Below are 20,937 nucleotides of genomic sequence, written 5' to 3'. Positions count from 1 at the left end.
GTAGCTCGTAGCTCGTAGCTAGTAGCTCGTAGCTAGTAGCTCACAGACAGGATATCGATATGGAACTGACACCCCGAGACAAAGACAAGCTGCTGCTGTTCAGCGCGGCGCAACTGGCCGAGCGACGACGCGCGCGCGGGCTCAGGCTCAACTACCCCGAGGCGGTGGCGCTGATCAGCTTCGAGATCGTGGAGGGGGCACGGGATGGGCGCAGCGTGGCCGATCTGATGAGCTATGGCCGCGAAATATTGACTCGCGAGGATGTCATGGAGGGCATCGCCGAGATGATCCATGAGGTCCAGGTCGAGGCGACTTTTCCGGACGGTACCAAGTTGGTCACGGTTCACGACCCCATCGTCTGACGCGGCTGCGTTCGATCAGACAGCGGAAACGTCGCTCCACAGGACAAGAATCGATAAAAGGGGAAACCGATGATTCCCGGTGAAATGCAGATTCAGGATGGCGAGATCGAGCTCAATGCGGGCCTCGAGACGATCACGCTGGATGTCGCCAATACCGGTGACCGGCCGATTCAGGTCGGCTCTCACTACCATTTCGCCGAGACCAACCCGGCGTTGGCGTTCGATCGCGCCAAGGCGCGGGGCTATCGCCTCGACGTGCCGGCCGGTTCGGCCATTCGTTTCGAGCCGGGCCAGACTCGTGAAGTGACACTGGTGCCTTACGTCGGCGAGCGGCGAGTCTTCGGCTTTCGCGGTGATGTCATGGGTTCGCTTTCTAACGCGTCGCTTTCTAACGCGCCCACAGCCGCGCGAAATAACGCTAACGCGCCGCCTTCGAATGCGCCGCCTTCCAATGCGCCCAAGGCTGCGCAGGACACGCAGGACGCGCGTAGGGCACGCGATGATAACGGCGACGAAGGGGGAGCGAACTGATGGTCAAGATCACCCGACAGGCTTATGCGGACATGTATGGCCCCACCGTCGGCGACCGCGTGCGACTGGGCGACACTGAGCTGTGGATCGAGGTCGAGAGCGATGCGACCGTCTATGGCGATGAGGTCAAGTTCGGCGGCGGCAAGGTCATCCGCGATGGCATGGGCCAGAGCCAGCGTCACGATGATTCGGTGATGGACACGGTCATTACCAATGCGCTGATTCTCGACTGGTGGGGCGTGGTCAAGGCGGATGTCGGTCTGCAGAAAGGGCGGATCGCGGCGATCGGCAAGGCGGGGAATCCGGACGTGCAACCTGACGTCGAAATCGTCATCGGCCCGGGTACCGAGATCATCGCCGGCGAGGGCAAGATTCTGACCGCTGGCGGCATCGACGCACACATCCACTTCATCTGTCCGCAGCAGGTCGAGGAAGCGCTGATGAGCGGGGTGACGACGATGCTCGGTGGCGGCACCGGTCCCGCGACCGGGACCAACGCCACCACCTGCACGCCGGGGGAGTGGCACCTGGGCAAGATGCTGCAGGCCATCGATACGCTGCCGATGAATATTGGCCTGCTCGGCAAGGGCAACGCCAGCCTGCCCGACGCGCTAGAGGCCCAGATCGTCGCCGGGGCGATCGGGCTCAAGCTGCACGAGGACTGGGGCACCACGCCGGCCTCGATCGACAACTGCCTGAGCGTGGCCGAGCGTTTTGATGTGCAAGTGGCAATCCACACCGACACGCTCAACGAATCCGGCTTCGTCGAGGACACCCTGGCGGCGTTCAAGGAACGCGGCATTCACACCTACCACACCGAAGGGGCCGGGGGCGGTCACGCGCCGGATATCATCACTGCCTGCTCGAAGGACTACGTGCTGCCGTCGTCGACCAACCCGACGCGGCCCTACACGGTGAATACCATCGACGAGCATCTCGACATGCTGATGGTCTGCCACCACCTCGATCCCAACATTCCCGAAGACGTGGCCTTCGCCGATTCGCGCATCCGCCGCGAGACCATCGCGGCCGAGGATATTCTTCACGACATGGGCGTAATCTCGATGATCGCGTCCGACTCCCAGGCGATGGGACGCGTCGGCGAGGTGGTCTGCCGAACCTGGCAAACCGCACACAAGATGAAAGTCCAGCGCGGCCTGCTGCCGGAAGACGAAGCGCTCGGCGCGGACAACTTCCGCGCGCGACGTTATATTGCCAAGTACACCATCAACCCGGCGCTGACCCACGGTATCGCCCACGAAGTGGGATCCGTCGAGGTCGGCAAGCTGGCGGATCTGGTGCTGTGGAATCCGGTCTTCTTCGGCGTCAAGCCGGCATTGATCATCAAGGGTGGGATGATCGCTGCCGCGCCGATGGGCGATCCCAACGCGTCGATCCCGACGCCGCAGCCGGTTCACTATCGGCCGATGTTCGGCGCTTTCGGCAAGGCCGCCAGTGCGACGCGTTTGAGCTTCGTCAGCCAGGCGGCGCTGGACGCCGGGATCAAGTCGCGGCTGGGGCTGGAGAGTGAACTCTCCGCTGTCAGGCAGGTGCGAGACGTGCGCAAGAAGGACATGAAACTCAACGACGCCTGCCCGCACCTGACCGTCGATCCGCAGACGTATGAAGTTCGCGCGGACGGTGAGCTGCTGACCTGTGAACCGGCGACCGAGTTACCGCTGGCTCAGCGTTATCACCTTTTTTGATTCGACTATTCATCTGCCGGCCGGGCTTGTTTTCGGTTATCTATATCGAGGTCATCCCGAGTCCCGTATCCGGCCATCACGAGGTAGACAGACATGTGGAAATTGATTGAACGGCTCGAGGCGACATCCGATGCCGTTGCCGTCGACAGCGTGACGCTGCCGTTCGAACTGCGGATGCGGGGAAGATTGAAGGCCGTCAGCGACAACGGCCGCGAGATCGGTCTCTTCCTGGATCGTGGCCCGGTGCTTCGCGACGGGGCGCTGCTGCGCGCCGAGACGGGCGAAATCGTTGCGGTCCGAGCGGCCGACGAACCGGTGGTGACGGCAAAGACCGCGGCCGGTCTGGTCCAGGCTCGGCTCTGTTACCACCTGGGCAATCGCCATGTGCAGTTGGCGATCGGCGGCGACGAGGCGGGCGGCTGGGTACGATTCCCCCCGGACCATGTGCTCGAGGCCCTGGCGACGAGACTCGGGGCGACGCTCGAACACCACCGGGCGCCGTTCGATCCTGAGCCCGGCGCCTATGCCGAAGGCCATGGCCATGATCATGGGTCCGCATCCGGCTCCGGAGGCGGGCAAGGGCATGAGCATTCTGGTCAGTCCCACGGCCATTCTCCCGACCATCCTCACGGTCATTTTCAAGGCCATGCCCACGACCATCCTCATGACCCGGTGCACGGCCATGGGCAGCGGCACGCCCAGGTCTACGATTTCCAGCACCATCTATCGCACCGCGACGGTCTCAAGCATGAGCTTTGAGTGATGGCGGCCGAGTCGACGCGCGATCCGTTGGCGCTGATGGGGCTGATGCAGTTGGTCAGCCCGGCCTTGCCGATCGGTGCCTTTGCCTGGTCTCAGGGTCTGGAGAGCGCCTTCGAGCTGGGCTGGGTGAACGACGAAGAGGGGTTGGGCGCCTGGTTGTCGGGCGTGATCGAGGATGGCCTGACGTCGTGCGAGCTGCCGGTTCTGGCCAGACTGCAGACGGCCTGGGCAGACGAGGACCGGGAGACATTGCAGCACTGGAACGACTGGCTCCAGGCCACCCGCGAGACTGCCGAGCTGGCGGAGGAGGACCTGAGGCTGGGGCAAGCCCTGGCGCGTCTGCTGGGCGATCTCGACCTACTGCCGGCCTCCGGCTGGTTACCCCAGCGACCCGCCTACGTCACGCTGTTTGCCTGGCTGGCCCATCGGCGCGGTATCGCCGTCGCCGATGCCCAGCTCGGCTTTGCCTGGGCGTGGCTCGAGAATCAGCTTGCGGCGGCCTGCAAGGCGCTGCCGTTGGGGCAGACGGCGGCCCAGCGGCTGGTCGAGCGGCTGCGTCCCGAGCTTGCCAGCGCGGTCGACACCGCCAACCGGTTGACGGATACCGAGCTGGGCCCGGTGTTACCGGGGCTGGCGCTGGCAAGCGCCCTGCATGAAACACAGTATTCGCGGCTGTTCCGCAGTTGAGAGTAGGCAAGGAGAGGTGAGTACGATGAAGCACTGTTTACGCGTCGGTGTCGGTGGCCCGGTGGGTTCAGGGAAGACGGCACTGCTCAAGCAGCTGTGTCTGGCGCTGCGCAACCACTACGATATCGCGGTGGTCACCAATGATATCTACACCCGTGAGGATGCCGACTTCCTGCTGCGCCACGACGCGCTGGCAGCGGATCGGATCATTGGCGTGGAGACCGGGGGCTGCCCGCACACCGCGATTCGCGAGGACGCCTCGATGAATCTGGCGGCGATCGATGATCTCCACGCGCGGCATCCGGATCTGGAACTGGTGCTGGTGGAGTCCGGTGGCGACAATCTGGCCGCCACATTCAGTCCCGAACTGTCGGATCTGACGCTCTACGTGATCGACGTCTCTGCCGGCGACAAGATCCCGCGCAAGGGTGGGCCGGGTATTACCAAGTCGGATCTGCTGATCATCAACAAGATCGATATTGCCGACTACGTTCACGCCTCGCTCGATGTCATGGAGCGTGACGCCAAGATGATGCGCGGCGAACGCCCCTTCGTTTTCACCAACCTCCACGACGGTGTCGGTGCCGAGACCATCGTTCGCTTCATTCTCGATCGTGGCATGCTGCCCGAACGGCGCGGTGACGCCTGTCGTGCCATCCAGGACCAAGCACTGCTGACTGCCAACTGACGTTGCGTTCGGTGCATACAATATTCGTAAACTCAATATTCGTACGCCAATAGCCGTACGATCCAAGGAGAACTGTCATGACTTCATCCTCTGTCGCTGCTCGTCGTCTGGCCTGGCTGGCCGCGCCGCTGACGTTGCTGGTCGCGTCGGCGGCCCTGGCGCATCCCGGGCCGTTGCCGCATACCCACGGTGGAAGCTTCTTTGCCGGGCTGATGCATCCGTTGTCCGGCCTCGACCATCTGCTCGCGATGCTGGCGATCGGTTTGTGGAGCTGCCGTCAGGCGCCTGCGCTGCGTCGAGCCATGCCGCTGTTGATCGCGCTGGGCATGGTCGCCGGTGCCGGGCTCGCCTGGGCGGGCGTGCCGCTGCTCGGCGTCGAGTTCGGAATTGCATCGAGCGTTCTGCTGGCAGGGGTACTGCTGGCCAGCCTGGTCAAGTTGCCCAGCGCCTTGGGCGGATCGCTGGTGTTCGCGTTCATTCTGCTGCACGGCCACGCTCACGGCAGCGAACTGGCACCGGGCGCCTCGGCGGCCCTCTATGCGCTCGGTTTCGTCATTGCCAGCGTCGCCATCACGCTGGTTGGGCGTTTCACCGGCAACTGGTTGATGCAGCGAGACAGCCGCTGGCTGCGCGGGATCGGCGCTGCCATCGCCGCCGCCGGTGGCGCGCTGATGCTGGGCTGAGAAGATTGAATGAGGGGCATGCATCTGAACTCGATGCGTCGGCGTATTCATTGACAGGCGACCAACGCCGCTTTGTCAGGGAACGTCTCGGACGTGACGCCACGTTCGATCATCGATACTGCAGGAGCCTCTTATGAAAATCTCTACTAGCCGCCGTTTCGGTCTCGCTACCGGTTTGATGTTGGTCATGTTGAGCGGTGCATCCGTGGCACAGACCGCCATGGACGATAGCGCGCCCAACAGCAGCAGCGATCAGATGGGCATGGCGAGCAAGGACAGCACCAATCGTGATGCGATGATCAATGGGATGTCTTCTTCGTCACATACGTCTTCCGCTAGCAATGCCATGGACGATAGTGCGCCCAACAGCAGCAGTGATCAGATGGGGATGGCGAGCAAGGATAGCGCTAACCGTGACGGGATGGTGAAGGGCATGCCCAGCCATGGCAATGCCGACGCAATGCAACCCACGATGGACAACAGCGCGCCCATGAGCGGCAGTGATCAGGAAGGCGTGGCTGGCAAGGACTCCGTCAACAGCGAGCCACTCAATACAGGCGCGCCGCAGTAAGCCAGGAGCTATCCCGCGACGCCGCTGCATTCCGGGCGGCGTGTTGCTTGGTTAGCTGCGTCGATCGACTTCAGACCGCCTCGGCGGTCTTTTTTTCGCCTTTTCTCAAGTCAACACGCAGTGGCATCGGTCGGCGGAAGCTCTTCAGGGTCAATTCTTGGGATGTCTGACCCGGCGATAGCCGGCATTGATGAAGCAGTAACCACCGTACGCTATCAGCCCTATTGCGACCGCACCCAGCAGGTAATCCCCGAAAGGCTGGTGAGCCAGCAGATCCAGCGCGGCGCTGAGACCTTGAGCATCGCTGGGCGAAAGACGCCAGGCCGCCAGCGCCAGCAACCCCCCTATCAGCACGAAGGTGACGCCACGAGCCGCCAGGCCCAGGCGCGCGATGGCCTCGAGCAATGGCAGGGGAGGGTTGGGCCGGCTCTGCAGGTGCCAGTTCTTGCGATAGGAGCGTTTCCAGGCGCGGATCAGCTGATGGATGCCGACGCCGATGAACACAAGCCCGATGAGCAACAGTAGCCAGCGCCCGCCAGGGAGGCCCATCAGACGTTCGGTGCTTTGCGAGGATCCGCTGCTCTGCGACTGGGCGAAGCTCTGGAACACCAGCGTCGCACATTGCCAAGCGAGCGTGACGTATAGGCTACCGCTGATCACGAATCCCAGTCGTTGAATCCAGCCCTTCCAGTCGTTGCCCTTGCGCTCGGTATCCCAGACCGCCTGGGCCAGACGCCACAGCACGTAAGCGATCAGTCCCAGACCAAGTATGGCCAGCAATACCCGCCCGAAAGGCCACAGCGCGATCTTGCGGATGACATCCGAGGCCCCGCTTTCGCTGCCGCCAAGACCTATCGTAGTCAGCAGGGCCAACCAGCCGATCGTCAGATAGATCAGCCCTTTGGCGATATAGCCAGCCGATGCCGTATGTTGCAGCCACTCGCGTAGACTGAGGTGGTTCCCTTTCATGTTTGTCCTCGTATTGTTCGGCTACCGATATCACGCACTGATCCCTGTCGCGCAGCTCGTCGCTGAATAATCGTCGATGAGTGCTCAGGCACCGTAGATAGCGCTCAGGCAAAAGGACACCCGGCGGGTGACGCGTCACTAGACTAGAAGAGAAAATGCTACAGCGATACGACGCAGGGTGCAGACTGCCGATCGCGATGCGTTATTCTATGCGCGCGCCGCGCTTTACGACGCCTGATTCTCCCAGGGCTGGATTTTTCAAAAAGCCGGATTTTCAACGGCTGGATCTTCAAAGGTTAAGCATCTCGATGAAACATTTTGTCGTCCGTCCGCGTTCAGGGATGGGGTGGACTTTGACTCTGATGTTCGTGGGGCTGATCGCTCTAGGCCTGTGGCCGGTGATCGGCTGGCTCAATCAACCGCGACTTTGGCTGGGATTGCCCTGGATTGCCGTGTGGACCTATTTGATCGTGCTGGGCTGCTGGCTCGTCATGCTGATCGCCAACCGTTGGCTCAAGGCCTCTTCACATGACGACTAGTCTGTTACCGCTGTGGATCACGTTGGGCTATATCGGCATTGCGCTGTTCATCGGCTTGCGGGCGCGAGGCGGGCGCGTCATGGATAGCCTGGAGGAGTGGGGCGTGGCCGGGCGCAGCATGGGGCCTGTCACGCTCTATCTGCTGATCGCTGCCGGCAGCATCAGCGCCTATACCTTCATGGGCGCGCCGGGCTGGGCCTACAGCAAGGGGGTGGCGGTCTTCTATGTGGTGATCTATCTCTCCTATCTGGCGTTGGTGGCATGGTATTGCGGTCCCAAGGTATGGGCCTTCGGTCAGCGCTTCGGCCACGTGACTCAAGGCGCGGCAATTGCCGATCGCTACCAGAGCCCGCTGCTTGGCGGGCTGGCGGCGCTGGTCATGTCGATCGGCTCGCTCGCCTACGCGGTGCTTCAGACTATCGGTTCGGCCTATATCCTGTCGGTGATGAGTGGCGGGCGCATCCCCGTTTGGGCGGGCGTGGTGGTGATTCTGGGCGTCATCGCGATCTATCTCTACGTCAGCGGTCAGCGAGCGATAGGCCTGACCAATGCCTTTCAGGGCATATTGATGCTGGTCGTGGCCTGGACGGTCGGACTGTGGGCGGCGCATCACGCCACCGGCGAGCTGGGCTTCGCGGGTGTCTTCGATCGGCTGGCCAGTGAACGGCCCGCCTTTCTGACCCTGCCTGGCGGTGACGGCAAGATGAGCTTCGCGTTCTGGACCACCTCGATCATCGTATCGATGCTGTCGTTCATGCCGCCGGTCTGGAGTCAGTGGATGAGCGCGCGCTCGGCCGAGACCATCCGGCGCAGCGCCACCTGGCTACCGACCTATTACATCGTCGTACTGCCGATGGTGGTGGTGGGGTTCATCGGGATCACCGCGCTGCCCAACCTCGATCGAGCGGATACCGTGGCGCTCGAGTACGCCCTGCAGCATCTGCCGAGCTGGTTGGTAGGGCTATTGGGGGCGGGGACCTTGGCCGCGGCGATGTCCTCCTGCGAACCGTTTCTGCATTCGGTGTCGATGGCCTATGCCAAGGATATTGCTCAACCCCTGTTTCGTCTCAGTGAAGCGACCACCGCCCGTCTGGCCCGGCGCCTGTTGATACCGATCATGGCGCTGATCGTGGCGCCGGTGGCGATCAGTGAACCGAGCAACCTGATCATGATCCTGCTGGTCGGACTGGGGTTCGCGACGCAGGTGCTGCCGGCGTTCATCGGCATGTTCCTGTGGACCCGCGCGTCGCGGTGGGGCGTACTGGCCGGGATCGCGAGCGGGTTCAGCGTCACGCTGGCGTTCACGCTGATCTGGCCCAATCCTCTGGGGATTCACGCCGGATTCTGGGGATTGATGGTCAATCTGCCACTGTTCGTGGTCGTCTCGTGCCTGACCCCACCCGTGCGGGACGACGTGGTCGAACGCTTCTTCGCGATCAGCGCGCCGGGGTTTTCAAAAGCCTCTAAGAGCACTTTTTCAAGATCGTCCTCAAGGCGCTGACCCCAGCGCGGCGGGCGTCGATCAGCCGACGTTCGCTGCCAGGATCTTGCGCAGGAACTGCTGCGTGCGTTCATCCTTGGGTTGGCTGAACAGTTCCGCGGGCGGCGCCTGCTCGATGATCCGACCCTGATCCATGAACACCACGCGGTCGGCGACCTCGCGGGCAAACTGCATTTCATGGGTCACGACGATCATGGTCTGATGCTCGGCCGCTAGCTGTTTCATCAGGCCGAGCACTTCTTCCACCCATTGCGGATCCAGCGACGAGGTCGGTTCGTCGAACAGAATGACGTCGGCATTGGCGGCCATTGCCCGACCGATACCCACGCGCTGCTGCTGGCCGCCGGAAAGCGAGGCGGGGTAGGCATCGGCCTTGTCGGCCAGGCCGATACGCTCGAGAATCTCGCGCGCCCTGGCGTATGCCTTGGCCTTGGGGACGCGATCGACCACGATCATCCCTTCGGCAACGTTCTGGAGCGCGGTCTTGTTGGCGAACAGAGCGTAGTTCTGGAACACGAAGGCGGTACGTCGCCTGAGCGCGAGGATCTGATCTTGGGTGGCGCGAGTGGTATCGAAGCTGAGATCGCCGACGGTCAGGTGGCCGGCGTCGGGCGTCTCGAGGAAGTTGATGCAGCGCAGCAGCGTGGACTTGCCGGTCCCCGAGGGCCCGACGATCACGATGATCTCACCGCGGTCCAGGCTGAGGTCGATCTCGTCGAAGACGACATGGTCGCCGAATTGCTTGCGGATACCCTTGAGTTCGATCATCGCTGATAAGCCCGATTGAGTCGTTTTTCCAGCCATTTCTGGATCCAGGAGAGCGCTTCGACCACGATCCAGTAGATCACCGCGACGACCAGGAAGGCCTCAAAATAGAGAAAACTCCCGGCGGCCTCTTTCTGGGTTGCGCCCATCAGCTCGGTGACGCCGAGGGTGAAGGCCAGTGATGTCGACTTGATCATGTCGATAAAGTAATTCATCAGTGTCGGCGTCGCGACACGGGTCGCCTGGGGCAGCACGATTCGCCGCATCAGTTGCGCTCGGGTCATGCCGATGGAGAGCGCGGCTTCGGTCTGGCTACGATCGATGCCGACGATCGCCGCGCGAATCGATTCCGCCATATAGGCTGAAAAATGCAGTGTCAGGCCGAGGATGGTGGCGGTGATACCGTTGATCGCAACCAGAAAGGTCAGCACCTGGGGTAGCCCGTAGTAGAACAGAAACAGCTGAACGAGCAGTGGCGTGCCCCGAAAGAACGAGATGAACAGCAGGGCGAACGCGTTGAGGCCGGGAACGCGGGTTACCCGGATGACGGCCAGCAGACAGGCCAGCACCAGTGCACAGGCCATACCGGCGGCCGCCATTTCCAGAGTCAGCGGCAGATAGCTCAGGAGAATGGGCACCAGGCCCAGCATGTAGTCGAAATCGAGGGCGTGCATAGGCCTTGGCGCTCCGCGGCTGGCGACTTCAAATAATGGAAAGGCCCATGACGTCGATCGGCGTCATGGGCCAGCGATGCTCGGTACCGATCACGGCTGGGTGATATCGGATCCGAACCACTTATTGGAAAGATCGCCCAGCTTGCCGCTATCACGTAACTTCGCGAGGGCGTCGTTGACACGATCTCGGAGTGCTTTGCCGGCTTTGTCATCGCGGAAGGGATAGGCATTCTCGATCTTGGAAAAAGGCTGACCAGCCAACTGGAGCGGCAGCGGCTTGTCCTTGATGACCTGGGACGCGCTGACCCGATCCATGACGAATGCATCGGCTCGGCCAAGCGCGACATCCTGTTCGATGTTGGAATCGTAGGTCTTGATGTTGATCTGGTCCGCGTAGGGTAGTTCGTTGAGCAACTGCTCATAGTTGGAGCCAAGATTGACGGCGACCGTCTTGTCCTTGAGATCCTCGACGCCCTTGATGGCATCGTTACCCTTGCGAACCACGACCTGGGCACCGTCATAAACGTAAGGGGTGCTGAACAGGTACTTCTCCTGACGTTCCGGCGTGATGGTGATCTGATTGGCGATGGTATCGATTCGATTGGAATCCAGCATGCCCGCCAGCCCGGAGAAGCTTGCCGTGACGAACTTGACGTCATCGCCAGTGATCTCGCCGATCGCATTCATCAGGTCGACCTCGAACCCCTTGAGATCATCGTGCTCGACGTAGGTGAACGGATAGTAGCCCCCAGACATCCCTACCCGGAGGGTATCGGCTTGCGCCACTGCGGCGCCCAGTGATGTCGACAACCCCAGCGCCATGGCCAAAGTGACTCGGCGGAGTGAAGTGCTTTTCAGCAAACGTTTTGACATGAGATCAAGACCCTTCGAGTGGAGATGTATGCAAGAGAGGCGCCATCTATTCGCCCAGCAGAGCACCGTAGAATAGCGCAATTTTATTTTTGGTAATAAGAAAAATAATTTATATGCCTATTTGTTTGGCTTTATCGGCCCGGCACCTGCCACCCCCTAGGCACGCCTCTCATCGTGTCTTTTATCATAGCCTGGCCCCGCCGCTGTTCCCGCTGTTCCATTCTACGAGCTACGAGCCACGAGCCACGAGCTGCCACGATGACCGCGTCAACGACCTCGTGCAATCCACGATACGGCGCTTGTCGAACAGCTTGTGCAGTCCGTATCAGAATCTATTGCTTACCATGGTTCGCTGATCGGGGCAGGTACGTCGCGAGGGGTGGACTTATTTTGTACGCGGCTTTGCCGTCTGTAATGTATTGATCTAACATCTGTCACAACTCTTTTCGTGAAGGCTGCTGCAGGGACGTGACCAAGGGACTTGCGCGTTGCGCTGGTTAGTGGCATGGGCCAGGGAATGAGTCGCAAGGCTCAGGGCTTGAAAAGAGTTGGCGCGTAACCGGCTGATGTGTTGTGCGCCCTCTGTCCTCAGACATTGGGTTTCATGGCGCGGGTATGGACAGGTGCCTCGAAAATCGGCGTCCTTCCGTCGATTTTCCCCTCCTATTGAACAGAGAGTCGAACGGTTCGATGATCGTTCGCCATCGTTTCTTATCTTCTCGCTTCAGTCAGCCGGCCCTCTGCGCATGGCAGGGCCAGCGAACAGTGTCGGGGAAGAGGACTAGTAGCAGGACGGCTTTACAAAGAGTCATCCGGCAATAAAGTTTCGCAAAAGTCTTGACGGAAAAACAACTCTTGTATAACTTTGGCTTCGTTAGCTGACTCATCACACCCAAGGATGGGTGAAGGGATACACGGATGAGTTGGAGTCGCAGTCAAGGATGACTGCCGGCCTGTCGGCATCAGGACGATGGTGGTCAGGCTCAAGCATTACCGTAAGCCGCTTTTCGTCAGGAAGACGTCATGAAAGGACAGGAGTCCGGGCTTGAACGGGTAAGTTGAAGGCGGGCCGCCAGGCCCGCCTTTCGTGTTTCAGTGTTTTTGGTTTCAGGATTTGTAGCTAGGGGCCTGAGTCGATCGGCCATTCCATCGATCCCGTCATGCAAACTACGTTATATCGCTTGTCAGCGCTGTCGCTTACATTAGCGTTTTTCGTCACGCAGGTAGGGGTTAATCACGACCATGGAATGGTTGTCCGCACATAGTCAATCCATCAGCGCCATCACGAGCATACTGACGCTCTTCGTCTGGTTTTTTTACGCCCAGATTCTTTATCGAAACTTTGCCCGCACCCGGCGTCCGCGGATCATCATCAATCGTGGTCACGGCAACGATCTCTCCGCGCTCTGTCTGATCAGTAACATGAGTTCCGAGCCAATCTTCCTGGAACACATCATCGTGACCTTGCACACCAGCAAGGGGTCGTTGACCAACGACATGATCGATTTCGAGGCCGATCATCGGCAGAACGGGTCCGACTCCGAGGATTCTGATTCTTCCCCAGCAAAGAGCGAGGAGGGTGAAGAAGGGATGCGTTCCAGTCAGGGCCCCATGCTGCCCGGCAGTTTCAGTCATGTTGGAACGTTCGAAACGATTCTGAGACGTCTGTGCAGCGTCCATGACGTAGCACTCGATCATGATCGGCCCACGGACGATACGGTCTTCCACTTTCTCGATATCCGCGTGGTGGCCATCTACGGCAGTGAAGATCATCCGATCGGTGCCGAGCGTCGTTTCCGTCTCCATATGAGCGACGACGAGGCTTGCACGCTGGTGCCGGTATCGCTGGATACCAAGCGCTACGCCAACCGATTGCAACGCTGGCGCGTACGCCAGTGGATCCGGCATCTCGACGGTTGAGCATCATCCCGGCCGCCGAGCCTATCCGTATTTATCTAGGCACTTCCCATATACGAGCCGACACCGCGCTAGCCGGCAGTGTGCGAGTCTTCAATGACAAGCCTCGAATGTACGAGCCGGTTTACAGGCAGGGAGCTGTTAGCGGGGCACGCAGAGTTGGATCCGACGAAGGGAGCTGGATCCGCTGAAGAAAGCCGCGATGCTGCGGACTTTTTGGTGCTGGGGAAACTGCTCAGGGGAGATAAGAAAGCTGCCTTGGTGCGGATGGGGAGACACAAACCGACTATAGATATCAATCTGTTAGGCGGCTTATCCCGGTTCGGTGTACACGCTCGTGTACAAGGCCGACGCTGCTGTCTCGCTTCGCCGGCCGGACGCCATCATCGCTGGTCCTGGCTTTCGGCTTCTTCGGCTCGAGCCATCAATATCCCACTGTAGCGGTAAACGTCGGATAATCGAAACCGTACTCGTGCGCTTCGATCGACTCCATCCTTGAAACCCTTCGGGCAATCCGCGTCGACTTTCCGCAGCCGATCGAACTCGGTAGGGCTGCGCCCAATGATCCGCGCGGCCTCCGTTCGCGATATCTGCACGAACTTCGGGTCGAGCCAGCTCTGGTTATCGTTACGTTGTGCTTGTCCCATCTCAACCTCCTCTCAGGCGCTTGCGGTGCGCCATGTCTTCGTCACGCTGCCGCTCTTGCTGTCGTTCCTGCTCGGCGGCGAGCGCTTCTCGCACCCCGGGTGTATGCAGTAGCTGGCGGTAATGCTGGCGGGCGCCTTCGAGTTCTTGCGCGAGCCGGTCACGTTGTCGGCGCAGTATCGGTTGGATCTCGTGAGGTGGCAGCGCCTCGCCGTCTTCGCCGACCAGGCCGGTGCCGTCACACATGGCGCACGGCCCCGACGAGAACATGCCGCGGAACTCGCCGGATCCGTTGCACTGAGGGCAGTTGATTGTCTCCGGCTCTTGCCAGTGGAGCGGCTTGGACTTAGCCATCGGCGCCCTCGGCGGTGGCGAGCTGCTCAGTTCCTGTTGCATGCAGCGGGTAGTAGATCTCGTGGAAGCGCCCGCGCAGCTTGAGCCGGCGTAGTGCGGAGTACATGAGTTGCATCTCGGGCAGTTTGTTGCCGTTGAATGGCCGCCCCATCCAGTACTGAGTGTTGTTTGGCACGCCGTGAACCTTCTCGACCTTCTTGTCGTGGCAGTACAGCAGGCCCCAGCCTTCGGGTAGCTCGCTCGGCAGGATCATGCCTGGCGGACACAGATAGAAACGCCAGTCGCCCATGCCAAGTGTTGGATCGTTTCTAAACCTCTTCTTCCGATCGGCGAGAAAATCAGCTCGGCTCACCTTCACTTCAACGAGGAACGACAGTCCATCTCTCCATCCAATGGCATCGGGTTGTTCGCCGTTGTGAGTGGCTGCCTGGAATCGATCATCGAATGTGACTCCGCATCCGATGGCGTTTCGAAGCCATTTCTCTGCGCGCAGGCACAGTTCTGAGTGATCCATTGGGCCTCCTTACGCCGCGACCGTCTCGGCGGGCGCCGGCATGAATTTGCGTTCGTGGGTGAAGTTGGCTTCGACCAGCGCGCGGGCGAGTGGCGGGCAGACGCTGTTGCCGATCAGACGCACCTGGGTGTGTTTCGGTACCGCGCGGCCGTCCATCTCTCCGAATCGGTAGTGGTCGGGGAATCCTTGGGCGGCTGCCAGTTCGTGCGGCTGCAGCATGCGCATACCGATATCGGTGATGACGTACTGCTCGCCGTCGATGGTCACTGTCACCAGCTGAAATCGGTCTTTAGTCGTAACCGTCGGCGCCGGGGCATTGAGGTCTCGCCCTGTCTCGCCTGATCCGCTGCCGTAGTAGGGCGCCAGGAAGGCAGCCACGGCTGCCGCGTGGGTGCCACCGGCGCAGACGGTGGGCATCGGCTCGCGGACGTCCCGACCGCCGCGCTCGCTGCCCTTGAGGTTGACCATGCTGGCGGCCACCAGGGCGTTGTGATCGGTGGCGGTGATCGTCGGTACCGGATTGGTCAGGCTGTCGCCGACGACGCCGGTGAAGTGCTTGGCCAGGAAGGCCGAGACAACGCCAATCGGTGCGCAGCCGCCCGGGTTGACGCCGGGCCGTGACACGTTGGCGTTTGCCGTTACCGTGTGCATCGGTTCGTCCATTCGATGACCGACCGCGCCGCTGCGAAACTTGGTGATGCTGGGCGCGACTACCGCAAAGCTGCCACCTTTCGGCCAGGCTGTGACTGTTCGCAACGGCTCCCGGCTGTCATGAGCGTGGACCGCCCCGGCTCCGTAGTTGGCGATTGGCACGATAAACGGGTCGCCGCTTTCGATCACATATCGCATGACACCTTTGGCGATGCGCTTCATGGTGTTCTCTGCCAGCTCGCGCTTACGCCCGAAAATACTTGGGCAGGGGATCGACCAGTCGATGCATTCGGCAGCGGTGCGATAGGCGGGCAGCTTGCCACGCTGTACCGCTGGTGACTTCGGGTCGCCGTGCGTTGGCTTCGGCCAGCTGATCGACCGGCCGTCTCGTCGAGCGATCAGGAACAGGCGCTTCCGGATCGTTGGCGTGCCGTAGTCGCAGGCTCGGAGGATTCGCCAGTCGACGTCGTAGCCGTGGCGTTTGAGCGCGCGGACGAACCCGCGGAACGTCTGCCCCTTGCGTGCTGGGTCCGGTACCAGTTGGCCAGCAGCGTTCTTGATCAGTGGCCCCCAGTCGAGGAACTCCTCGACGTTCTCCAGAATGATGACGCGAGGCTTTACCCGTGCCGCCCAGCGTACGGACACCCATGCCAGGCCACGCACGCTCTTGCTGACGGGTCGCCCGCCCTTGGCCTTCGAGTGATGCCGGCAGTCTGGTGAGAACCAGGCCAGACCGACCGGCTGGCCCTTTGTTGCTTCATCCGGGTTGATGTCCCAGACATCGGCGACGGAATGATCGGTGCCGGGGTGGTTGGCGGTGTGCGTGGCAATGGCCGCGGCATCGTGATTAATGGCGAGATCGACCGGCCGCCCCAACGCCTGCTCGATGCCTTCGCTGGCACCGCCGCCGCCGGCGAAGTTGTCGATCACCAGCTCGTGACCGAAGCACAGATTCATATTGCTCATGCAGCACCTCGGCGGAAGTCACGGAACAGGTGGGTGGAGAGGCGGCCAGCCGGAGAGGCCAGCCACTCGTTGACGTCGCGCTGGAACTTTCGGACGTGATCGGCGCGGGTGGTAGCTCGCGTCCTCGTGTAGTGGTTGCCGGTTGGCGGTTCGATCAGCTCCGGGCCGCGCTGGCCCAGGGTGTCGTGTCGGTACCGGAGCGTTTCCTTGGAGATGCCCGAGAAGCTGGCCAGCGCTGAGAGGGTTGTCTGCTCGCCGGTGAGCGGGTGCTTGATGACGGTCCCATTCATGACGGCACCTCCAGGGCGTTGATCTTGTCCGGCCGGAACCCGTGCCACTCGTCGAGCTTCTCGCCGGCGTCATTGGTGACGACGACCACCGGCAGTGACCGGTGGCCGACGGCACGGAAGCGCTCGCGTTGGGATTCTCCGGTGGTCCATGTGCTGTACTCGATGCCAGCCTTGTCCATGGCTCTTTTGGTGGCAGCACAGGCCTGGCAAAAAGGCCCGCTGTAGACGGTGATGTTCATGGTGTCATCTCCGTCGGCGCGTGCGGGTCGGCCTCGCCGCCCAGCCACTCGACGAGCTGGTCGGTGAAGGTGCCGAGAGCGGCGGTCATCAGCGCGAAGTCGGTTTCGAGGCTGACCACCGGGTCGTCGCCGTCGTCGGTCTGGCTGGCTTCGTCGAGTAGGGCGTCGTCGAACTGGAGGGACTTGAGCGCGAGGTCGTCATGCAGCACGGCGCGCAGCTGGCCTTCGCTGCCCAGGCTCAAGCGGCTGACCTGGCGGCCACCTTCGAGCAGGCTCTGCATCTCTTCGCTGTCGAGGTCGACGGCGCGGGCGCCGATCACGCCGTCGTCCTCGGCGGCGCGCAGCTCGACCCGGTCGCCCAGCAGCAGGCTGGCGGGGCGTTGACCGGGATCGGATAGCCAGGCTGTCATGCCTCGCCCTGGCGGCGTCTTGGTGGCCAGCGGTGTGACCTTGAGCGAGACCAGCGTCTGGCGGAGCAGGTCGAGCACTTCCTCGGCGCGCTTGCGGCTGGAGGCGTTGATGCCGATCAGGTTGCGGGTGGTGTCCCACCAGAGCTCGACACGCTGCGACCGGGTGAATGCCTGGGGCAGCAGTTCCTCGAGCACCTGCTCCTTGAGTAGCTGGCGCTCCCGGCGGGATAGCGGCTGGCATTCGGCAAGCTCGCGGGCCTCGGCGCGCTCGGCCACTTCCTCGTTGACCACCGCGGCGGGGAGCAATCGCTCCTGGCGCAGCATGGCAATGAGGCGGTGGCCTTGGATTTCGTGGACGCGGACCGTGCTGCGTTTGCCGGCAGGAGTGGTCCAGCCGACGCGGCGCGCCTCTCGTGGCGATACGGGGCGGAAGGCGAACTCGGCCAGGGCGGCTTCGAGGTCTTCGAGCGCGATCGCCTCGGCGTCGTGCTGGCGGTAAAGGTGAAGGTGTTTGAACCACATGTCAGTCGTCCTCTTCTTCTTCGATTCCCTCGTCACCGTCTTCGAGCATCTGCGTTACGGCCTGGTCGAAGAGGTGATGCACCGGAGTCGATCCGTCTTCATCCTCGTGCTTCAGTTGCTGCACCAGGCCTTTGAGGAAAGCTTTTTCATTCGTGACTTTGACGGCACATAGACCGTAGGAGCGCCCCGTCTCGCAGGCTTGCCTTAGTGCATCAACCCCAATCGAAATAAGAAGGGCTTCTGCATCCGCGCTGATATTCAGGTCGCTGTCTTTCGTGGCTTCGGTCATCTCGGCCTCCTCAGGCAAACAGCCGGCGGTCTTCGTCTACCGGGTAAGCTGGGTTGTGGTAGCACCAGAGCGAGCCGCGCCGATGCGGGACGTGGTAGCCGTCGCAGCGGCAGGTATCGCGGCGCCACGGTTTCGAGTCCGCCCACTTGTCGATCCGGAGCGTGTTCCGGCGGCCGCACCTGGTGCACACGGGGCCGATCACGTACTCGTCTGGATGCCTGGGCTTCGTCTGGCGGGCGCCGCAGATTCGGCAGCGGCAATGCCGTCGCACGGATAGATAGACCTGCATGGCTGCCTCCGGATAGCGGGCAGCACAAAGGCGAGTGCCCGGCGTGTCAGGCGCTCGCTGTTGCGCTGATGGTTCGCTAAGATTGAAGCTGATGAATTCATAGTTGAGGTGGGTGTGACTCGAAATCGATCTTTATTCCAACTTCCACTTTTTTGGATTGCTCTTGCGGCTCCATTATTTGGCGCCATGTTTGTTGGTGTATATATCGTTCTAACAACTACCTTGTATTATGTCCCGGGTAGTGATGGCCTAAATGGTCTGCTTCGTATCTTCAAAGTGCCCATCGGTATTGTCGCTCTCGTTTTTCCAGGCGTTGCGCTTGTGGCATCGGCGCATCGATCTGATCAAACTAAAAATCAGATCGAGGAAATGCGCGTGAATAACAACTTTTCAAATTATTTTAAGCATAGGGAAGAGTTTGAGAAGTTCTGTCATCAGCTTGAGAATAAGTTCGATCTAAAGGAGATGGATAGTTCTGTGCTTTATGGACGCATATTTCCTGGCAACTCCCCAAGATCAATGTCCTACACAATTTGTTATTCTGAAATGAGTAGCGAGAATCCCGTCAGGATGGCCTATGCTGCAATAATCGGAATCAAGACGGAGTTAGCTAAAGATAAAATTGATAATGAGCTTTTGAAAGATGAGCTATGCCGCATGGCTCGTGCTTCGAAGTTAATCAACTTTATCCCCAGGCAATCCAAGGTTTCGATTCCTATGCTATTTGAAGAGTTTGACTCGCTGCCTATCTTTTTTGAGAACTATGAACCTTATCGTCACATCTCAAAGCTAGAGAGCTTTTTAGTGGAATTAAATTCGATTGTTCAATTTGGAGAGTTCCTACTTGGGCCTACTGGATACGACACCAAAGGTAAGGATGCCATTACAATGGCAGTCGGGGAATTGCATCAGGATGTTCTGTGATTGTTTAGTCTTGAGGATAGGTATGACGTTTAGCTGTTTAGGCCTAGTTAGCCCTCATCCATCGGGAAACGCTCTCGGCTCAACGAGTAGGCATGACAGCCATTGGGAGCCTTTTCCGATGGCCAGCGGATAACGCACCGCTAGCACTGCGTGGGGTCCGAGTTGTTAAAGAGCTACTGCATCAGGCAGCGCCCGGTAGGCGCTCTCGGATACAGGCCGCCATCCGCTGGCGGCTGCGTCGTTCAGTTGCTGGAGTAGGCGCTGCCGTCGACCGGTGAGAGCGTCGGGGCGCAGACGTCGGTGGCGATGCCGTCGTAATCCGGGTGCCCGTAGCGGCGGCTGGGTGCCACGCCGCGTGCCGCTTCGGCGTTCCAGGTCGCGACGCTTTCGCAGTAGCGGTCCTGCTGCATCAGCTGCACCTCGTAGTCGCTCGGTCCGGGGAGACCAACGGACGCGGCGGTGAGCAGGCCCAGCGTGATGACGCCGCTGGCAACGCCCGCCAGGGGGCTGGTGATCAGTTGGCGCATGTCGTGTTCTCCTTCTGGCGCTTGCGGGTGATAGCGGTCATGCGGATCTGGTCGGCCATCCACGCCTTGGCGTTGCCCTCGCGGCCGTAGCAGCGATCGATAATGACGATCAGGCGGTTATTGCTCGGCACGTAGAACCCTGGACGATATCCGGTGCTCGGCGTGCCGTTCTCCCGTGGCCGGGCGAGGTACTTGGTTTCGATGTCCGGCACACCATCGGTGCAGATGTGCTCGTCGTAGGCGGCACTGACCTGGTGGGCCGGGTAGCAGAAGGTGGTGGCGCCGATCATGCCGCGATTCCTGCGATGTCAGACGACTCCTGCCGACGCGACAGCTTGGTCAGGCTGATGCTGTAGCGCGTGCCGCTGGAGCGCGGGCGCTGCAAGTGAACATCGGGAGAAATGGCGCTGACGGTGAGAGCCAGAAGCAGCGGGGCGATCCAGCCGCGGCGCATCGCTTTGGCGACGGCATCGGTGGCGCGCTGGGCATGAAGCCAGAAGTAGAGGGTCTCGGCGGTGCTCTTCACGGTGGCGGGAGACACGCCGCGCAGCTTGGCGATCTCTTTCTGGGTCATCCCGGCGGCGATTCCGGCGATGACGTGCGCCTGCTTGATGGTGGGGAAGCCTTCAGCCTGGCGGCCGACTCGGCAGCGATAGCCGAATGCTTCGATTGTCTGGTGGTCCTGCGTGACCTGGTTCATGTCGTTACCCACGATGTTCTGTTGTCGTGGGATTACTATTACCCATGGGTAATATATTGGTCAATACCTGGGGGTAATTATTTTTGAGGCAGGTACAAAAAACCCGCCATGAAGGCGGGCTCATTGGCTTGTGTCCTAGTCGAACAGGCTGGGCTGGCCGTCAGGACCGAGAGGAGGAGGCTGGCGACAGCGATCCCTCCATTTCCTCATTAGCCGGGCTGCGCGACGTACTTCAGGTGGTGCAGGTTGTTTCTTCGTCTTCATGACTATCATTACCTTCATGATGGTCATGGAACTCCAATACATCGATTTAGCCCATCGCTTATGCGTTTCTCGTCTTATGCCGCATATTGTGTCAAACGATAGCCTCATCTAGGATGTACATAGGT

Annotated in this window: 25 protein-coding genes and 1 pseudogene; 12 read left to right on the top strand and 14 right to left on the bottom strand. The window is 60.8% G+C overall.

The window, feature by feature from the left end:
- Nucleotides 1-59: 59 nt before the first annotated feature.
- From DOM58_RS13905 to DOM58_RS13870, 8 genes and pseudogenes are all read left to right on the top strand, one after another.
- Nucleotides 60-362, top strand: a complete 303-nt coding sequence (locus tag DOM58_RS13905) for an urease subunit gamma (RefSeq protein WP_075562939.1) — start codon at nucleotides 60-62, stop codon at nucleotides 360-362.
- A 69-nt stretch (nucleotides 363-431) separates the two neighbouring features.
- Nucleotides 432-734 (top strand): annotated as a pseudogene (locus DOM58_RS13900) (urease subunit beta); the annotation flags it as partial.
- A gap of 158 nt (nucleotides 735-892) precedes the next feature.
- A complete protein-coding gene (gene ureC / locus DOM58_RS13895; protein WP_075562940.1) occupies nucleotides 893-2,599 on the top strand; it encodes an urease subunit alpha in 1,707 nt (568 codons plus the stop codon).
- 93 nt (nucleotides 2,600-2,692) lie between these two features.
- Nucleotides 2,693-3,358: an urease accessory protein UreE gene (ureE, locus tag DOM58_RS13890; RefSeq protein WP_110693340.1), complete on the top strand. Its 666-nt coding sequence runs from the start codon at nucleotides 2,693-2,695 to the stop codon at nucleotides 3,356-3,358.
- Nucleotides 3,359-3,361: 3 nt separating this feature from the next.
- Nucleotides 3,362-4,048, top strand: coding sequence for an urease accessory protein UreF (locus tag DOM58_RS13885; protein ID WP_110693339.1), 687 nt, complete (start codon nucleotides 3,362-3,364; stop codon nucleotides 4,046-4,048).
- Nucleotides 4,049-4,073: 25 nt separating this feature from the next.
- On the top strand, nucleotides 4,074-4,736 hold the full coding sequence (ureG, locus tag DOM58_RS13880; RefSeq protein ID WP_110693338.1) for an urease accessory protein UreG: 663 nt from the start codon (nucleotides 4,074-4,076) through the stop codon (nucleotides 4,734-4,736).
- 77 nt (nucleotides 4,737-4,813) lie between these two features.
- Nucleotides 4,814-5,419: a HupE/UreJ family protein gene (locus tag DOM58_RS13875; protein WP_110693337.1), complete on the top strand. Its 606-nt coding sequence runs from the start codon at nucleotides 4,814-4,816 to the stop codon at nucleotides 5,417-5,419.
- Between the two features lie 133 nt (nucleotides 5,420-5,552).
- Nucleotides 5,553-5,990, top strand: a complete 438-nt coding sequence (locus tag DOM58_RS13870) for a hypothetical protein (RefSeq protein ID WP_110693336.1) — start codon at nucleotides 5,553-5,555, stop codon at nucleotides 5,988-5,990.
- A gap of 150 nt (nucleotides 5,991-6,140) precedes the next feature.
- Here the strand turns inward: DOM58_RS13870 and DOM58_RS13865 are convergent, their stop codons facing one another.
- On the bottom strand, nucleotides 6,141-6,959 hold the full coding sequence (locus DOM58_RS13865) for a DUF1206 domain-containing protein (RefSeq protein ID WP_110693335.1): 819 nt from the start codon (nucleotides 6,957-6,959) through the stop codon (nucleotides 6,141-6,143).
- A gap of 353 nt (nucleotides 6,960-7,312) precedes the next feature.
- Between DOM58_RS13865 and DOM58_RS13860 the strand changes: the two genes are divergently transcribed.
- Nucleotides 7,313-7,498, top strand: coding sequence for a hypothetical protein (locus DOM58_RS13860; RefSeq protein WP_245392281.1), 186 nt, complete (start codon nucleotides 7,313-7,315; stop codon nucleotides 7,496-7,498).
- A complete protein-coding gene (locus tag DOM58_RS13855; protein WP_075562947.1) occupies nucleotides 7,488-8,999 on the top strand; it encodes a sodium:solute symporter family protein in 1,512 nt (503 codons plus the stop codon). The genes DOM58_RS13860 and DOM58_RS13855 overlap by 11 nt, the downstream gene beginning before the upstream one ends.
- Nucleotides 9,000-9,020: 21 nt before the next feature.
- Here the strand turns inward: DOM58_RS13855 and DOM58_RS13850 are convergent, their stop codons facing one another.
- The 3 genes from DOM58_RS13850 to DOM58_RS13840 all read right to left on the bottom strand — a co-directional run bounded on the left by DOM58_RS13850 (nucleotide 9,021) and on the right by DOM58_RS13840 (nucleotide 11,260).
- On the bottom strand, nucleotides 9,021-9,767 hold the full coding sequence (locus DOM58_RS13850) for an amino acid ABC transporter ATP-binding protein (RefSeq protein ID WP_075562948.1): 747 nt from the start codon (nucleotides 9,765-9,767) through the stop codon (nucleotides 9,021-9,023).
- On the bottom strand, nucleotides 9,764-10,438 hold the full coding sequence (locus DOM58_RS13845; protein WP_110693333.1) for an amino acid ABC transporter permease: 675 nt from the start codon (nucleotides 10,436-10,438) through the stop codon (nucleotides 9,764-9,766). The genes DOM58_RS13850 and DOM58_RS13845 overlap by 4 nt, the downstream gene beginning before the upstream one ends.
- Before the next feature lie 90 nt (nucleotides 10,439-10,528).
- Nucleotides 10,529-11,260, bottom strand: coding sequence for an amino acid ABC transporter substrate-binding protein (locus DOM58_RS13840; protein ID WP_245392280.1), 732 nt, complete (start codon nucleotides 11,258-11,260; stop codon nucleotides 10,529-10,531).
- 1,293 nt (nucleotides 11,261-12,553) lie between these two features.
- Here DOM58_RS13840 and DOM58_RS13835 point away from each other — a divergent pair.
- Nucleotides 12,554-13,231: a hypothetical protein gene (locus tag DOM58_RS13835; RefSeq protein WP_075563770.1), complete on the top strand. Its 678-nt coding sequence runs from the start codon at nucleotides 12,554-12,556 to the stop codon at nucleotides 13,229-13,231.
- Between the two features lie 645 nt (nucleotides 13,232-13,876).
- On the opposite strand, the gene DOM58_RS13825 is transcribed toward DOM58_RS13835, so the two are convergent.
- The 7 genes from DOM58_RS13825 to DOM58_RS13795 are packed head-to-tail and all read right to left on the bottom strand — an operon-like array spanning nucleotide 13,877 to nucleotide 18,108.
- Nucleotides 13,877-14,227, bottom strand: a complete 351-nt coding sequence (locus DOM58_RS13825) for a hypothetical protein (RefSeq protein ID WP_110693330.1) — start codon at nucleotides 14,225-14,227, stop codon at nucleotides 13,877-13,879.
- The gene (locus DOM58_RS13820) at nucleotides 14,220-14,741 is read right to left on the bottom strand and encodes a hypothetical protein (protein WP_110693329.1); all 522 of its coding nucleotides are present in this window, start codon (nucleotides 14,739-14,741) and stop codon (nucleotides 14,220-14,222) included. Before DOM58_RS13820 ends, DOM58_RS13825 begins: the two co-directional genes overlap by 8 nt.
- Nucleotides 14,742-14,750: 9 nt before the next feature.
- The gene (locus tag DOM58_RS13815) at nucleotides 14,751-16,358 is read right to left on the bottom strand and encodes a DNA cytosine methyltransferase (RefSeq protein WP_110693328.1); all 1,608 of its coding nucleotides are present in this window, start codon (nucleotides 16,356-16,358) and stop codon (nucleotides 14,751-14,753) included.
- Nucleotides 16,355-16,648, bottom strand: a complete 294-nt coding sequence (locus DOM58_RS13810; protein ID WP_110693327.1) for a hypothetical protein — start codon at nucleotides 16,646-16,648, stop codon at nucleotides 16,355-16,357. Before DOM58_RS13810 ends, DOM58_RS13815 begins: the two co-directional genes overlap by 4 nt.
- Nucleotides 16,645-16,887 (bottom strand): glutaredoxin domain-containing protein, encoded by a 243-nt coding sequence (locus DOM58_RS13805; RefSeq protein ID WP_110693326.1) that lies wholly within the window; start codon nucleotides 16,885-16,887, stop codon nucleotides 16,645-16,647. The genes DOM58_RS13810 and DOM58_RS13805 overlap by 4 nt, the downstream gene beginning before the upstream one ends.
- Nucleotides 16,884-17,819 (bottom strand): recombination-associated protein RdgC, encoded by a 936-nt coding sequence (locus DOM58_RS13800; protein ID WP_110693325.1) that lies wholly within the window; start codon nucleotides 17,817-17,819, stop codon nucleotides 16,884-16,886. The genes DOM58_RS13805 and DOM58_RS13800 overlap by 4 nt, the downstream gene beginning before the upstream one ends.
- A gap of 1 nt (nucleotide 17,820) precedes the next feature.
- A complete protein-coding gene (locus DOM58_RS13795; RefSeq protein WP_110693324.1) occupies nucleotides 17,821-18,108 on the bottom strand; it encodes a hypothetical protein in 288 nt (95 codons plus the stop codon).
- Between the two features lie 403 nt (nucleotides 18,109-18,511).
- Between DOM58_RS13795 and DOM58_RS13790 the strand changes: the two genes are divergently transcribed.
- Nucleotides 18,512-19,321 carry a hypothetical protein gene (locus tag DOM58_RS13790; RefSeq protein ID WP_157957552.1) on the top strand — a complete coding sequence of 270 codons (810 nt, stop codon included), beginning with the start codon at nucleotides 18,512-18,514 and terminating at the stop codon, nucleotides 19,319-19,321.
- 242 nt (nucleotides 19,322-19,563) lie between these two features.
- Here DOM58_RS13790 and DOM58_RS13785 read toward each other — a convergent pair whose 3' ends face one another.
- Genes DOM58_RS13785 through DOM58_RS13775 form a run of 3 tightly spaced genes read right to left on the bottom strand, consistent with a single transcriptional unit; the run spans nucleotide 19,564 to nucleotide 20,548 of the window.
- Nucleotides 19,564-19,848: a hypothetical protein gene (locus tag DOM58_RS13785; RefSeq protein ID WP_110693322.1), complete on the bottom strand. Its 285-nt coding sequence runs from the start codon at nucleotides 19,846-19,848 to the stop codon at nucleotides 19,564-19,566.
- On the bottom strand, nucleotides 19,836-20,138 hold the full coding sequence (locus tag DOM58_RS13780; RefSeq protein WP_110693321.1) for a hypothetical protein: 303 nt from the start codon (nucleotides 20,136-20,138) through the stop codon (nucleotides 19,836-19,838). Before DOM58_RS13780 ends, DOM58_RS13785 begins: the two co-directional genes overlap by 13 nt.
- Entirely contained in the window at nucleotides 20,135-20,548 is a 414-nt protein-coding gene (locus DOM58_RS13775; protein WP_110693320.1) for a helix-turn-helix domain-containing protein, read from the bottom strand. The genes DOM58_RS13780 and DOM58_RS13775 overlap by 4 nt, the downstream gene beginning before the upstream one ends.
- Nucleotides 20,549-20,937 lie beyond the last annotated feature (389 nt).

Origin of the sequence: Salinicola halophyticus, assembly GCF_003206695.1 — a bacterium.
GTDB lineage: Bacteria > Pseudomonadota > Gammaproteobacteria > Pseudomonadales > Halomonadaceae > Salinicola > Salinicola halophyticus.
This window is presented reverse-complemented; position numbering and strand designations above follow the sequence as displayed.

Excerpts from the sequence above, each read along its gene's own strand:
- DOM58_RS13905 (WP_075562939.1), top strand. The coding sequence starts at position 60 with ATGGAACTGACACCCCGAGACAAAGACAAGCTGCTGCTGTTCAGCGCG.
- ureC (WP_075562940.1), top strand. The coding sequence starts at position 893 with ATGGTCAAGATCACCCGACAGGCTTATGCGGACATGTATGGCCCCACC.
- ureE (WP_110693340.1), top strand. The coding sequence starts at position 2,693 with ATGTGGAAATTGATTGAACGGCTCGAGGCGACATCCGATGCCGTTGCC.
- DOM58_RS13885 (WP_110693339.1), top strand. The coding sequence starts at position 3,362 with ATGGCGGCCGAGTCGACGCGCGATCCGTTGGCGCTGATGGGGCTGATG.
- ureG (WP_110693338.1), top strand. The coding sequence starts at position 4,074 with ATGAAGCACTGTTTACGCGTCGGTGTCGGTGGCCCGGTGGGTTCAGGG.
- DOM58_RS13875 (WP_110693337.1), top strand. The coding sequence starts at position 4,814 with ATGACTTCATCCTCTGTCGCTGCTCGTCGTCTGGCCTGGCTGGCCGCG.
- DOM58_RS13870 (WP_110693336.1), top strand. The coding sequence starts at position 5,553 with ATGAAAATCTCTACTAGCCGCCGTTTCGGTCTCGCTACCGGTTTGATG.
- DOM58_RS13865 (WP_110693335.1), bottom strand. The coding sequence starts at position 6,959 with ATGAAAGGGAACCACCTCAGTCTACGCGAGTGGCTGCAACATACGGCA.
- DOM58_RS13855 (WP_075562947.1), top strand. The coding sequence starts at position 7,488 with ATGACGACTAGTCTGTTACCGCTGTGGATCACGTTGGGCTATATCGGC.
- DOM58_RS13850 (WP_075562948.1), bottom strand. The coding sequence starts at position 9,767 with ATGATCGAACTCAAGGGTATCCGCAAGCAATTCGGCGACCATGTCGTC.
- DOM58_RS13845 (WP_110693333.1), bottom strand. The coding sequence starts at position 10,438 with ATGCACGCCCTCGATTTCGACTACATGCTGGGCCTGGTGCCCATTCTC.
- DOM58_RS13840 (WP_245392280.1), bottom strand. The coding sequence starts at position 11,260 with ATGGCGCTGGGGTTGTCGACATCACTGGGCGCCGCAGTGGCGCAAGCC.
- DOM58_RS13835 (WP_075563770.1), top strand. The coding sequence starts at position 12,554 with ATGGAATGGTTGTCCGCACATAGTCAATCCATCAGCGCCATCACGAGC.
- DOM58_RS13825 (WP_110693330.1), bottom strand. The coding sequence starts at position 14,227 with ATGGCTAAGTCCAAGCCGCTCCACTGGCAAGAGCCGGAGACAATCAAC.
- DOM58_RS13820 (WP_110693329.1), bottom strand. The coding sequence starts at position 14,741 with ATGGATCACTCAGAACTGTGCCTGCGCGCAGAGAAATGGCTTCGAAAC.
- DOM58_RS13815 (WP_110693328.1), bottom strand. The coding sequence starts at position 16,358 with ATGAGCAATATGAATCTGTGCTTCGGTCACGAGCTGGTGATCGACAAC.
- DOM58_RS13810 (WP_110693327.1), bottom strand. The coding sequence starts at position 16,648 with ATGAATGGGACCGTCATCAAGCACCCGCTCACCGGCGAGCAGACAACC.
- DOM58_RS13805 (WP_110693326.1), bottom strand. The coding sequence starts at position 16,887 with ATGAACATCACCGTCTACAGCGGGCCTTTTTGCCAGGCCTGTGCTGCC.
- DOM58_RS13800 (WP_110693325.1), bottom strand. The coding sequence starts at position 17,819 with ATGTGGTTCAAACACCTTCACCTTTACCGCCAGCACGACGCCGAGGCG.
- DOM58_RS13795 (WP_110693324.1), bottom strand. The coding sequence starts at position 18,108 with ATGACCGAAGCCACGAAAGACAGCGACCTGAATATCAGCGCGGATGCA.
- DOM58_RS13785 (WP_110693322.1), bottom strand. The coding sequence starts at position 19,848 with ATGCGCCAACTGATCACCAGCCCCCTGGCGGGCGTTGCCAGCGGCGTC.
- DOM58_RS13780 (WP_110693321.1), bottom strand. The coding sequence starts at position 20,138 with ATGATCGGCGCCACCACCTTCTGCTACCCGGCCCACCAGGTCAGTGCC.
- DOM58_RS13775 (WP_110693320.1), bottom strand. The coding sequence starts at position 20,548 with ATGAACCAGGTCACGCAGGACCACCAGACAATCGAAGCATTCGGCTAT.